Annotated in this window: 12 protein-coding genes; 4 read left to right on the top strand and 8 right to left on the bottom strand. The window is 72.3% G+C overall.

What is annotated here, in order from left to right; all coding sequences use genetic code 11:
• Window positions 1-7: 7 nt before the first annotated feature.
• A complete protein-coding gene (locus ACU4ZT_RS13110) occupies window positions 8-919 on the bottom strand; it encodes a DsbA family protein (protein ID WP_063071382.1) in 912 nt (303 codons plus the stop codon).
• A 312-nt stretch (window positions 920-1231) separates the two neighbouring features.
• On the opposite strand from ACU4ZT_RS13110, the gene ACU4ZT_RS13115 reads away from it, so the two are divergent.
• Window positions 1232-2332 (top strand): ABC transporter ATP-binding protein, encoded by a 1101-nt coding sequence (locus ACU4ZT_RS13115; protein ID WP_063071381.1) that lies wholly within the window; start codon window positions 1232-1234, stop codon window positions 2330-2332.
• A gap of 100 nt (window positions 2333-2432) precedes the next feature.
• Complete coding sequence (locus tag ACU4ZT_RS13120; RefSeq protein ID WP_063071380.1) at window positions 2433-3737, top strand: DUF4032 domain-containing protein; 1305 nt, start codon at window positions 2433-2435, stop codon at window positions 3735-3737.
• Window positions 3738-3809: 72 nt separating this feature from the next.
• Here the strand turns inward: ACU4ZT_RS13120 and rlmB are convergent, their stop codons facing one another.
• The 4 genes from rlmB to ACU4ZT_RS13140 all read right to left on the bottom strand — a co-directional run bounded on the left by rlmB (window position 3810) and on the right by ACU4ZT_RS13140 (window position 8201).
• Window positions 3810-4883 (bottom strand): 23S rRNA (guanosine(2251)-2'-O)-methyltransferase RlmB, encoded by a 1074-nt coding sequence (rlmB, locus tag ACU4ZT_RS13125; RefSeq protein ID WP_063071379.1) that lies wholly within the window; start codon window positions 4881-4883, stop codon window positions 3810-3812.
• Complete coding sequence (cysS, locus tag ACU4ZT_RS13130) at window positions 4873-6327, bottom strand: cysteine--tRNA ligase (protein WP_445337330.1); 1455 nt, start codon at window positions 6325-6327, stop codon at window positions 4873-4875. Before cysS ends, rlmB begins: the two co-directional genes overlap by 11 nt.
• A gap of 83 nt (window positions 6328-6410) precedes the next feature.
• Window positions 6411-7643, bottom strand: coding sequence for a 2-C-methyl-D-erythritol 4-phosphate cytidylyltransferase (ispD, locus tag ACU4ZT_RS13135; RefSeq protein ID WP_445337331.1), 1233 nt, complete (start codon window positions 7641-7643; stop codon window positions 6411-6413).
• 75 nt (window positions 7644-7718) lie between these two features.
• Window positions 7719-8201 carry a CarD family transcriptional regulator gene (locus ACU4ZT_RS13140; RefSeq protein ID WP_045529466.1) on the bottom strand — a complete coding sequence of 161 codons (483 nt, stop codon included), beginning with the start codon at window positions 8199-8201 and terminating at the stop codon, window positions 7719-7721.
• Between the two features lie 165 nt (window positions 8202-8366).
• On the opposite strand from ACU4ZT_RS13140, the gene ACU4ZT_RS13145 reads away from it, so the two are divergent.
• Window positions 8367-8933 carry a hypothetical protein gene (locus ACU4ZT_RS13145; protein ID WP_063071376.1) on the top strand — a complete coding sequence of 189 codons (567 nt, stop codon included), beginning with the start codon at window positions 8367-8369 and terminating at the stop codon, window positions 8931-8933.
• An 81-nt stretch (window positions 8934-9014) separates the two neighbouring features.
• Here ACU4ZT_RS13145 and ACU4ZT_RS13150 read toward each other — a convergent pair whose 3' ends face one another.
• Together ACU4ZT_RS13150 and ACU4ZT_RS13155 are read right to left on the bottom strand one after the other, a co-directional pair.
• The gene (locus ACU4ZT_RS13150) at window positions 9015-9695 is read right to left on the bottom strand and encodes a response regulator transcription factor (protein ID WP_063071375.1); all 681 of its coding nucleotides are present in this window, start codon (window positions 9693-9695) and stop codon (window positions 9015-9017) included.
• On the bottom strand, window positions 9692-10855 hold the full coding sequence (locus tag ACU4ZT_RS13155; protein ID WP_063071374.1) for a sensor histidine kinase: 1164 nt from the start codon (window positions 10853-10855) through the stop codon (window positions 9692-9694). Before ACU4ZT_RS13155 ends, ACU4ZT_RS13150 begins: the two co-directional genes overlap by 4 nt.
• 205 nt (window positions 10856-11060) lie before the next feature.
• Between ACU4ZT_RS13155 and phoU the strand changes: the two genes are divergently transcribed.
• On the top strand, window positions 11061-11714 hold the full coding sequence (gene phoU / locus ACU4ZT_RS13160; RefSeq protein ID WP_063071373.1) for a phosphate signaling complex protein PhoU: 654 nt from the start codon (window positions 11061-11063) through the stop codon (window positions 11712-11714).
• Between the two features lie 101 nt (window positions 11715-11815).
• Here phoU and ACU4ZT_RS13165 read toward each other — a convergent pair whose 3' ends face one another.
• Window positions 11816-12571 carry a phosphoglyceromutase gene (locus tag ACU4ZT_RS13165; RefSeq protein WP_063071372.1) on the bottom strand — a complete coding sequence of 252 codons (756 nt, stop codon included), beginning with the start codon at window positions 12569-12571 and terminating at the stop codon, window positions 11816-11818.
• Between the last annotated feature and the right edge of the window lie 14 nt (window positions 12572-12585).

A 12585-nucleotide genomic window follows, 5' to 3' on the forward strand; every position in this document is an offset into this window, starting at 1 on the left:
GCGCCGCCTACGGCGCGGTGGCGGGGGTCGCCTCGGGGGCGGGCGTCGGCGTGGAGGTCGGGTCCTGCCCCGCGGCCTGCAGCACGAACGCCGCGAACGCCTTGGCGTCGTCCGGCTGACCCGTGTACTGCCGCTCGCCGACGACGATGACGGGAGCGCCGACGACCTTCGCGACGTTGGAGTCGGGGATGTCGCCGTTGAGGACGCGATCGGTGGCGGCGTTGACCCAGGACTGGAAGCGCTGGTCCGCGATGCACTTCGCCACGTCGGGCGACGAGGCGCCAGCCTGCCCCGCGAGCTCCGTGATGCGCTCGTCGCTGAGCCCCGTGCTCTGCTCCGCCGGCTGCTCCGCGAACAGGGACGCGTTGAACGCCCAGAAGTCGTCGGGCGAGGTGTCGGCGACGCAGGCGGCGGCGTTGGCAGCGCGCTGCGAGTACCCCTGCGACTTGCTCGTGAGTATGGCGACGGGGTGCACCTCGACGGTGGCGGCGCCGGACTGCAGCCACCCCTCCATCTGCGCCCCGTTCGTGTCCTGGAACTCCTTGCACGCCGTGCAGAGGTAGTCGACGTACACGCGGATGTGGGCGACGCCGGCGGCCTCGGACTGGGTGGGGACCGGGACCTGCTGCGGCTCGAGCGCCCGGGTGGGGACGGCTGCCAGGTCCTTGCCGATGAGGATGCCGTCGCTCGCCATGTTCTGGGGGCCGGGTCCGGCGGGGCGGGCGCCCTGGACGACGATGAGGCCGACCACGACCACGACGGCGACGAGCGCCACCGCGATGCCGCCGCGCACGAGGCCGCGCGTCGCGACGTCGCGACGTCGCTGCTTCATGCGGTTGAGCCGGGCCTTCTCGCGCGCCGCCTCGCGGCGTCGACGATGGCCGCCGTGCGGTTCGTGCGCGGGCGGCGTGCTGCTCATGGATCCTCGCTCAGGGGATGGATGTCGGGTGCGGGCGGGCTCCCGCACGACCTCAGGACTCTAGGCGGGCAGCCTGGGAAAGCGATGACGCGGCCGCGCGAGGAGGTCGTCCATCCGACGATACAGGCTCGGCGGCGGAGGTCCCCAGGTGGGGAATAGCCGCCGATCCGCATCATGGTGCGCTTCCCGCTCCATGGCCCTCGTGCAATACTCATCGGGTGGTCGTCGTCGCCCACAGCGATGAGCCATGAGCATCACATCCATCACCACGGATCGTCGGGCACGTACCTGCCCGTGAAGGAGAACACCGAAATGGCATCAGTAACTTTCGACAAGGCCACGCGCCTGTACCCGGGCTCCACCCGCCCGGCCGTCGACCAGATCGACCTGGAGGTCGCCGACGGCGAGTTCCTCGTCCTCGTCGGCCCGTCCGGCTGCGGCAAGTCGACCACCCTCCGCATGCTCGCGGGCCTCGAGGAGGTCAACGACGGCAACATCTTCATCGGCGACCGCAACGTCACGGACGTGCCGCCGAAGGACCGCGACATCGCGATGGTGTTCCAGAACTACGCGCTGTACCCCCACATGACCGTCGCCGAGAACATGGGCTTCGCGCTCAAGATCGCCGGCGTCGGCAAGGACGAGCGGGCCACCCGCGTCCTCGAGGCCGCCAAGCTCCTCGACCTCGAGCCCTACCTCAGCCGGAAGCCCAAGGCCCTCTCCGGCGGCCAGCGCCAGCGCGTCGCCATGGGCCGCGCCATCGTGCGCCAGCCGCAGGTGTTCCTCATGGACGAGCCGCTGTCGAACCTCGACGCCAAGCTCCGCGTCCAGACCCGCACGCAGATCGCGTCGCTCCAGCGCCGCCTCGGCGTCACCACGGTCTACGTCACCCACGACCAGACCGAGGCGCTCACCATGGGCGACCGCATCGCGGTCCTCAAGGACGGCGTCCTGCAGCAGGTCGGCACCCCGCGCGACCTCTACGAGAAGCCGCAGAACGTCTTCGTGGCCGGCTTCATCGGCTCGCCCGCGATGAACCTCTTCACCGCGAACGTCGTCGACGGCGGCGTGCAGTTCGGCTCCGCCGTGGTGCCCGTCGAGCGCGACGTGCTCACGAACGCGAGCGGAAACGCCGTGACCATCGGCGTGCGTCCCGAGGACGTCGTCGTCTCCACGACGCAGGGCCAGGGCCTCTCGGTCACGGTCGACCTCGTCGAGGAGCTCGGCGCAGACGGCTACCTCTACGGCCACACCGACATCGAGGGCAAGCGCACCGACCTCGTCGCGCGCGTCGACGGCCGCCTGCACCCGAACGCCGGCGACACCGTCTTCATCACGCCGCAGCCGGGCCACCTCCACGCCTTCGACGCCGAGAGCGGCCTCCGCCTCAACGCGCCGGTCGCCGCGGGCTGATCCGCTCCGTCACCGCACGTCCGCTGCCGCGGTCCCCTCGCTCCCCCGGGAGCACCGGGGCCGCGGCAGCGGCGTTTCCGGGGTCGGGTAGGGTCGCACCATGGCCGGATCCCTCAACATCACCGCGGCGACGGTCGACCCCGCGCTCCTCGACCTGCCGTGGCAGCTGCCGCTCGACGAGTGGCCCTCCTCGGCCATCGCGACCCTGCCGAAGGGCATCTCGCGGCACCTCGTGCGGTTCGCGAACCTGTCCGGCTACGTGATCGCCATCAAGGAGACGACGGACGAGATGGCGCGCGGGGAGTACGACATGCTGCGGACGCTCCAGCGCCTCGAGATCCCGTGCGTGGAGCCGGTCGCGGTCATCACGAACCGCACGGACGAGGACGGCGACCCGCTCAAGTCGGTGCTCGTCACGCGCCACCTCAAGTTCTCGCTGCCCTACCGGGCGCTCTTCTCCCAGCAGCTCCGGCCCGACACGGCGACGCGTCTCGTCGACGCCCTCGCCGTGCTCCTGGTGCGCCTGCACATGATCGGCTTCTTCTGGGGCGACGTCTCGCTCTCGAACACCCTCTTCCGGCGCGACGCCGGCGCGTTCGCGGCCTACCTCGTGGATGCCGAGACCGGCAAGCTCTTCAACGGCGGCCTCTCCAACGGGCAGCGCGAGAACGACCTCGAGATCGCGCGGGTCAACATCGCCGGCGAGCTCATGGACCTCGAGGCCGGGGGCCGCATCGAGGAGGGGCTCGACCCGCTCGAGACGAGCACGCGCATCGTGGCGCAGTACCGGATGCTCTGGAAGGAGCTCACGGGACGCGAGGAGTTCCCCACCTCGGAGCGGTGGCGCATCAACGAGCGCGTCGACCGGCTCAACGACCTGGGCTTCGACATCGAGGAGCTCGCCATCCGCACCACCGCGGAGGGCTCGCAGGTGCGGATCCAGCCCAAGGTCGTCGACGCCGGGCACCACCAGCGGCGGCTGCTGCGCCTCACGGGCGTGGACGCGCAGGAGAACCAGGCCAGGCGCCTGCTCAACGACCTCGACTCCTACACCGCGGCGGCCGACAAGCAGGACCACGACGAGGAGATGGTGGCCCACGAGTGGCTCGCCCGCGTCTTCGAGCCCGTCGTGCGCGCGATCCCCCGCGACCTCCGCGGCAAGCTCGAGCCCGCCGAGGTGTTCCACCAGCTGCTGGAGCACCGCTGGTACATGTCGCAGAAGATGAACCGGGACATCCCGCTGGCGGAGGCCGTCACGGCCTACGTGCAGGACATCCTCCGCCACCGCCGCGACGAGGCGACCGTCATCGATCCGCCCACCGAGTCGATCGGCGTGATCGAGGACGAGTCGGACGTGCCGATCACCGAGGCCGAGGCCGCCGAGGACTGGCGCGCGAAGGTCTGATTTCCGCTGGCCGAGGCCGCACGCACGAGGAGCCGGGACCCTGGGGTCCCGGCTCCTCGTGCGTGCGATGGGCTACTTGCGGCGGGCCGCCGTGCGCAGCTTGCCGATCTCGTACAGCGTGACGCTCGCCGCGATGCCCGCGTTGAGCGACTCGGTGGAGGCGCCGATCGGGATGGACACGACGGTGTCGCAGGTCTCGGTGACGAGGCGCGACAGGCCCTTCCCCTCGGAGCCGACGACGACGACGATCGGCCGGTCGGCGAGCGTGAACTCGTGCAGCGACATGTCGCCGCCGCCGTCGAGGCCGACCACGAAGACGCCGCGCTGCTTGAGCGCCTTGAGCGTCTGCGTGAGGTTCGACGCCATGGCGACGGGCGTGCGCGCGGCGGCGCCGGCGGACGTCTTCCACGCGCTCGCGGTGAGGCCGACCGAGCGTCGCTGCGGCACGATCACGCCGTGGCCGCCGAACGCGGCGACCGAGCGGATGATCGCCCCGAGGTTGCGCGGGTCGGTGATGCCGTCGAGCGCGACCATGAGCGGCAGCTGGCCGCGCGAGATCGTCTTGTCGAGCAGCTCGATCGCGTCCGCGTACTCGTACGGCGGCACCTTGAGCGCGAGGCCCTGGTGCACGGCGTCGTGGCCGGCGATGCGGTCGAGCTCCGGTCGCATGACCTCGAGCACGGGGATCCCGCGCCCGGTGGCGAGCGACAGCACCTCCTTGACGCGGTCGTCGTACTCGATGCGCGAGGCGATGTAGAGGGCGGTCGCGGGGATCTTCGCCCGGAGCGCCTCGACGACCGAGTTGCGGCCGGTGACGACCTCGGACTCGTCCTGCTGCTTCGCGCGGCGGGCGCGCGGGGCGTCCGCACCCGCGGGCCGGTCGGTCGCGCGGGCGCGCGGCGGGGCCGAGCGGGGTGCGGGCGAGCGCTCGGCGCGCTCGTCGCGGCCGCGGTTGGCGCCCGCGGACGCCGCCTCGTACCGGTCCTTCGCGAGCTTGCGCTTGCCCGCGGGGTGGTACGGCCGGTCCTCTGCCTTGGGCGTGGGCTTCTTGCCCTCGAGGGCCTGCCTGCCCTGCCCTCCGGATCCCTTGAGCGGGCCCTTCTTGGTCTTGCGTACCGCGCCTGATCGGCTGGGCTTATTCGCCATCGATGCTCCAATGCGACCCGCCGGGCGAGTCCTCTATCGTGATGCCGGCCTCGGCCAGCTCCTGTCTGATGCGGTCGGCGAGGGCGAAGTCCCTGGCCTCCCGCGCGGTCTGTCGCTCGGCGATCCGGTGCTCGACCAGCGCCTGCAGCGCACGGCGCGCGGGCTGGTCGGACGCGGTGCGCCATTCGTCGGCGAGGGGGTCGATGCCGAGCACCGCCACCATGGCGGAGACGTCCGCGCGCTGGGACGCGGCCTCCGGGAGGTCGCCGGCGTCGAGGGCGGCGTTGCCCGCGCGGACGGCGTCGTGCAGCACGGCGAGCGCCTGCGGGACGCTGAGGTCGTCGTCCATCGCCTCGGCGAACGCGGCGGGCACGACGGCGGGCACGCCGTCCTCGGCAGCGGCCGCGGCCTGGAAGCGCGTGCCCGCGAGGCGCCGGGCGCTGCGGTCGAGGAACGTCTCGATGCGGTCGAGGGCGGCCTCGGCCTCGGCGAGCGCGCCGTCGTGGAACTCGAGGGTGGAGCGGTAGTGCGCGGATCCGAGGAAGTAGCGGACGACGACGGGACGGGCCGAGGTCAGCAGGTCGGCCGCGAACAGCGAGTTGCCGAGCGACTTGCTCATCTTCTGGCCGGCGACCGCGACGAGCCCGTTGTGCAGCCAGTACCGGGCGAACGGGTCCCCCGCCGCGCGCGACTGCGCCAGCTCGTTCTCGTGGTGCGGGAAGCGGAGGTCGAGGCCGCCGCCGTGGATGTCGAACTCGGCGCCGAGGTAGCGCGTGGACATGGCGGAGCACTCGATGTGCCAGCCCGGACGGCCGGCGCCCCACGGGGACGGCCACGACGCGCTCGCGGGCTCGCCCTGCTTGGCGCCCTTCCAGAGCGCGAAGTCGCGCACGTCGCGCTTGGCGCGCGGATCCGCGTCGGCCGCGGCCTCCATGTCGGCGGCGCGCTGGCGGGTGAGCTCGCCGTACTCGGGCCAGGAGGCGGTGTCGAAGTAGACGTCGCCCGACTCGTCGCCAGCGGGGTAGGCGTGCCCGCGCTCGATGAGGCGCGCGATGAGCACCTGCATCTCGCCGATGCTGGCGGTGGCGCGCGGCTCGTAGCTGGGCGGCAGGATCCCGAGGGCGCCGTAGGCGCGGGAGAACTCGAGCTCCACGCGGTAGGCGAGCGCCCACCACTCCTCCGTGTCGCCCGCCTCCTGACCACGGCGGGCGTTGTCGATGACCTTGTCGTCGATGTCGGTGACGTTGCGCACGAGCGTGACGTCGAGCCCGCGGTAGGTCAGCCAGCGGCGCAGCTGGTCGTACGCGAGGGCGGAGCGGAGGTGTCCGATGTGGGGGGCGGACTGGACCGTCGGGCCGCACACGTAGATGCCCACCCTGCCGTCGACGAGGGGGACGAAGTCCCGCAGGGACTGCGTCCGGGAGTCGTGGAGGCGCAGGGTCACACACAGATCCTAGTCAGCGCGCCTCCGCGCCCCCGCCGGGTGACGGCCGATGCGACGGGCCGCGGCGTCCCGGGCGCGCCCCGTCAGACGCGCTCGACGAGGGCCGTCGCGACCGCGGCGACTCCGTCGCCGCGACCCGTGAAGCCGAGCCCGTCCGTCGTGGTGCCCGCGAGCGAGACGGGCGCGCCGAGGGCGGCGGAGAGGATCCGCTCGGCCTCGGCCCGCCGCGGCGACAGCTTGGGGCGCACGGCCATGACCTGCACGGCCACGTTGACGATCCGGAAGCCGGCCCCGCGCACGAGCTCCGCGGTGCGCCGCAGGAAGACGTCGCCGTGCGCGCCGTCGAGCTCCGGGTCGTCGGTGCCGAAGATCCCGCCGATGTCGCCGAGGCCGGCGGCGGAGAGGAGCGCGTCGCACATCGCGTGGCTCACGGCGTCGCCGTCGCTGTGCCCCGCGAGGCCGGCCTCGCCCGGCCAGTGCAGGCCCGCGAGCCAGAGCGGCTGCGACGCGTCGACCGCGTGCACGTCGGTGCCGATGCCCGAGCGGAGGCGCGCGGCGGCGGATCCGCCCCCCGCCGCGCGTGCGACGAGCTCCTCCGCGCGACGCAGGTCCCACGCCGTGGTGACCTTGAACGCGAGCGCGTCGCCGGGGATCACGCGGACCCCGCCGCCCGCGGCCTGGAAGAGCGCCGCGTCGTCCGTGTGCTCGGCGGCGGCGGATGCGTACGCGGCGACGAGGGCGGCGCGCGGGAAGCCCTGCGGGGTCTGGACGCCCACGAGGTCGCTGCGGTCGACCGTGCCGAGGCACTCCCCCGCGGCGCCGACGCGCTTGACCGTGTCGGTGACGGGGAGGCCGGGGACGACGCCCGCGCCGTCGTCGCGCACGGCCCGGGCGACCGCGGCGAAGAGCGCGGTGGGCGTGAGCGCGCGCGCCGCGTCGTGCACGAGGACCGTGTCGACGGATGCGGCGAGCGCGTCGAGACCCGCCCGCACGGACCCCTGCCGGGTCGTCCCGCCCACCACGACGTCGACGGACGACCGGGCCGCGCCCGCGACGGCGTCGACGATGGCGGCCGTCTCGTCGAGGTGCGTCGCCGGTGCGACGACGACGACCCGCGCCTCCTCCGCGAGGTCGAGGACCGCGGACAGGGAGCGTGCCAGCAGCGTGGCGCCGCCGACCTCGACGAGCGCCTTCGGGATCCCGGCGCCGAGGCGGGTGCCGCTGCCCGCCGCCACCACGATCACGCCGAGCCGCGGGCCGTCCGGCGCCCCGTCGACGATCGCGGGGGCGGAGGGGGCGACGGGGTCGTGGCTCATGCGGTCAGGCTACCGGCGGGTCGGGGCGCGACGGCCGGGACGGAGCACGCCGAGAGGTCGTGCCCGGCCGGCGGATCAGGACGCGAGGACCTCGTCGAGCAGCGTGGACGCGTGCTCCTCGTCCGTCTTCTCCGCGAGGGCGAGCTCGCCCACGAGGATGCCGCGTGCCTTCTGCAGCATGCTCTTCTCGCCCGCGGACAGGCCGCGATCCTGGTTGCGGCGCCAGAGGTCGCGAACGACCTCGGCCACCTTCAGCACGTCACCCGACGCGAGCTTCTCGAGGTTCGCCTTGTAGCGCCTCGACCAGTTGGTGGGCTCCTCGGTGAACTCCGCCCGGAGCACCGCGAACACGCTCTCCACGCCCTCGCGCCCGATGACGTCGCGGACGCCGACCATGTCGACGTTCTCGGCGGGCACCTCGATCTGCAGGCCGCCCTGGTTCACGTCGAGCTTGAGGTACAGCTTCTCCTCGCCGCGGATGACCCTCTTCTTGACCTCGATGATGGTCGCCGCCCCGTGATGCGGGTACACGACGGTCTCGCCGACCTCGAAGATCATGGGTTCCCCGTTCTGTGGACTGCCGCCCAGGGTACCAGCCGGATCGGGCGCCCCCGCGGGCGGCCGGTCGGCACCTGATCCCGTAGGCTGGGCGGGTCAGCTGATACACGCGCGGACGCCCCCGGACGCCCCGGCGCCGGCTCCGTGCGACAACCGGAGGGTCCCGTGAGAGCGCGTACCGCATCGTCCATCGTCCTCGCGGCCCTGATCGCGGTCGGCACGTCGTCCTGCACCTTCATCACGCCCCAGGCCACGCGGATCTCCTACTACCCGAGCGACGGCTTCAACGCCACGGTCGGCGACATCGAGGTGCGGAACGCCATCCTCCTCACCGAGGGCGGCGGCGCCACCGGCGCGAGCCTCGTCGTCACGCTGGTGAACGACTCGGGCGGCAGCCAGCGGGTGTCGTTCCAGCACGAGACCTCCCCGGGCAGCGCCGACCGCGAGACCCGCACGGTCACGGCGGCCCCCGGCCTCACGAAGTTCGGCGCGGAGGACTCGCAGCGCATCGCGTTCGACACGGTCGAGCCGGAGCCGGGTTCGCTCACGAAGATCTACATCCAGTACGGCGACGCCGAGGGCGTCGAGATGGACGTGCCCGTGCTCAACGGCGACCAGGAGACGTACACGAACCTGGTGCCCGGCGAGACCGGGTCCACGCCCGACACGACCGTCACCACCACCCCCGTCTCCCCCAAGGGCGACGAGGGCCAGGGCGACTCCACGAACTGATCGGCCGGTCGCACGCGCGGCAGGCTGGACGACGAAGGCCCCGTCCCTGAGGGACGGGGCCTTCGTCGTGTGCGGAGCGCGCTACGCCTCGAAGCGGTAGCCGAGACCGCGCACGGTGACGAGCAGCACGGGGTCGGACGGCTCGCGCTCGATCTTGGAGCGGATCCGCTTGATGTGCACGTCGAGCGTCTTGGTGTCGCCGAAGTAGTCGGATCCCCAGACCCGGTCGATGAGCTGGCCGCGCGTGAGCACCCGGCCGGCGTTGCGGAGCAGCAGCTCCAGGAGCTCGAACTCCTTCAGCGGCATGGCGATCTCGCGGCCGTCGACCTCGACCGTGTGGCGCTCGACGTCCATGCGGACGAGCCCGACCTCGAGCACGTTGAGCGGCTCGTCGTCGACCTCGACGCGGCGGCGGAGCACGGCGCGGATCCGGGCGAGCAGCTCCCGCGTGGAGTACGGCTTGGTGACGTAGTCGTCGGCGCCGAGCTCGAGGCCCACGACGATGTCCACCTCGGAGTCCTTCGCGGTGAGCATGATGATCGGCACCGCCGAGCGCGTGCGGATCTCGCGGCAGACCTCGGTGCCCGGGAGGCCCGGGAGCATGAGGTCGAGCAGGATCAGGTCGGCGCCGTCCTTGTCGAACGCCGCCACGGCCGCGGGGCCGTCCTCGACGACGTCGACCTCGTAGCCCTCCCGCTGGAGCAGGAAGGCGAGCGGCTCGCTGAGCGACGCCTCGTCCTCGACGAGCATGATGCGTGTCACGTTGGTTCTCCGATGTCCGTACCGGCGAGCGCCGGGGTCTGCGATGCCTCGGGGAGGCGGATGGTGAAGGTCGAGCCGCGGCCGGGACGGGACCAGACCCGCACGTCGCCGCCATGATTCTGCACGACGTGCTTGACGATGCTGAGCCCGAGCCCCGTGCCCCCGGTGTCGCGGGCGCGGGCCTGGTCGACGCGGAAGAAGCGCTCGAAGATCCGGCCCTGCTCGTCCTCGGGGATGCCGATGCCCTGGTCGGTGACCACGACCTCGACGGCGCCGTCCTCGTGCATCACGCCGATCCCGACGCGGGAGCCGTCCGGCGAGTAGTTGACGGCGTTGCTCAACAGGTTCGCGACCGCCACCACGAGGAGGGCCTCGTCGCCGTAGACGGTGGTGCGCGAGCGCTTGCCGCGGGCCAGCTCGATGCCGCGGAGCTCCGCGCCGAGCCGCACCTGGTCGAGCGCGACGCTGATCACGTGGTCGACGTCGACGGGCTCCGCCTTCTCCAGCGCGTTGGCGGCCTCGAGCCTGGACAGCTCGATGATCTCCTGCGTGATCCGCGCGAGCCGCGCCGACTCCGTGGTCAGCCGGGCCGCGAAGCGCCGCACCTGCACCGCGTCGTCCGCGCACGAGTCGAGCGCCTCCGCGAGCAGCCCGACCGCGCCGATGGGCGTCTTCAGCTCGTGGCTGATGTTCGCCACGAAGTCACGGCGCACCTGGTCGAGCCGGTGCGACTCGGTGCGGTCCTGCGCGAGGAGGAGCACGTAGCGCGTGCCGAGGCGGGCCACCCGCACGTGCATCTGGAACTCCGCGGCGCCGAACGGGCCGCGTGCGAGCGACACCTCCTCGGCCATCGGCTCGCCGGACCGGCGCACGCGGTCGACCATGGCGACGAGCTCCGGGTGCACGAGCGCCTGGTGGAAGACGAGGCCGGAGGAGATGGCGCCGGGCGACGCCTTCATCACGTTGTTGGAGGGATCGAGCACGATGCCGGCCGACTCCAGCGCGTCGAGCACCTGGTCGACGCCGTCCGGGACGACGGGGTTCGTGATCTCGACGGCACGGTCGCCGCGGTCCGCCGCGTGGTGCAGCAGCCACACGAATCCCGCGCCGACCGCCAGACCGATGAGGAGGCAGACGAGCACCAACGCACCGGTGTCCATGCGCCCACACTAGGAGACGGCGTCGGGGCGTCCCGGCCGTCCCCCTGCCGCATCGGGGCGGCGGGGCCACGAATTCAGCTCGACGGCACCGTGCGTTAACCTCGCATGACCAGAGTCGGAGGGACGTGGACCCGGCCCGGGGTCCGCCATGCCCGAGAACCACCCCGCCCCTCCTGCAGCGGGGCGGACTGAGAGGACGTCCCCCATGCGCGAAGTGTTCCAGCAGGAGCTCCACGAGGTGCAGGAGCGTCTCATCGAGATCTCCGCGCTCGTCGCCATCTCCATCGAGAACGCGACCCGCGCGTTCAACGAGTCGAACGTCAGCCTCGCTGAGACCGTGATCGAGCAGGACCGCCGCATCGACGAGCTCGCGACGAGCCTCGACGAGCTGGCCATCAACATCCTCGCCCGCCAGCAGCCGGTGGCGCGCGACCTCCGCATCGTGGTGAGCGCCCTCCGCATCAGCGCGTCGCTCGAGCGCATGGGCGACCTCGCCGAGCACATCGCGCAGCTGTCGCGCTACCGCTTCCCGGACAAGGTGGTGCCGAAGTCGCTCCGCCCCACGTTCCTCGAGCTCGGCCAGCTCGACGTGGCCATCGCCCGCAAGCTCACGGACCTCCTCACCACGGAGGACCCGAAGCTCGCCGAGGAGATCCGCAACGACGACGACCGCATCGACGAGCTGCACCTCAGCGTCTTCGACAAGGTGCTCGGCGAGACCTGGAAGGGCGCGGCCGTCGACACGGTCGACTCCACCCTCGCCAGCCGCTACCACGAGCGCTTCGCCGACCACGCGGTGTCCATCGCCAAGACCGTGCAGTACCTCGCGACCGGCGACTGGGTCCAGGCCGACGGCTGATCCCCGCCCGCCGGCCGAGTGCCGGCCCGCCGCGCCGCGGTGACATGACGAGAGCCCGACCGGATGATCCGGTCGGGCTCTCGTCGCCCGTGCGGGTGGGCCTACTTCTTGCTGCCCTGCGCGGCGACGGCCGCGGCACCTGCTGCGGCCGCCTCGGGGTCGAGGTACTCGCCGCCCGGGACGAGCGGACGGAAGTCCTCGTCGAGGCGGTACACGAGTGGGATGCCGGTGGGGATGTTGAGCTCGGCGATGTCCGCGTCCGAGATGCCGTCGAGGTGCTTCACGAGCGCGCGCAGCGAGTTGCCGTGCGCCGTGACGAGGACCGTGCGGCCGGAGGCGAGGTCGGGCTGGATGTCGGACTCCCAGTAGGGCAGCATCCGCTCGATGACGTCCTTGAGGCACTCGGTGCGGGGCAGGTCGTCGCCGAGGTCGGCGTAGCGCGGGTCGGCCGACTGCGAGTACTCGTCGTCGTCGGCGATGGGGGGCGGCGGCACGTCGAACGAGCGGCGCCAGGTGGCGAACTGCTCGGGGCCGTACTCGGCGAGGGTCTGCGCCTTGTCCTTGCCCTGGAGCGCGCCGTAGTGGCGCTCGTTGAGGCGCCAGGTGCGCTGGACGGGGATCCACGAGCGGCCGGCGCGCTTGAGCGCGATGTTCGCGGTGTCGATGGCGCGGATGAGGACGGAGGTGTGCAGCACGTCGGGGAGGATGCCGGACTCGGCGAGGAGCTCGCCGGCGCGCTGCCCCTCCGCGACGCCCTGCTCGCTCAGCTCGACGTCCACCCATCCGGTGAACAGGTTCTTCTGGTTCCAGTCGCTGTTGCCGTGACGCAGCAGCACGAGGGTGCGGGGTTCAGCCATGCGACCAGCCTATC

It is taken from the genome of Clavibacter davisi (assembly GCF_052751415.1).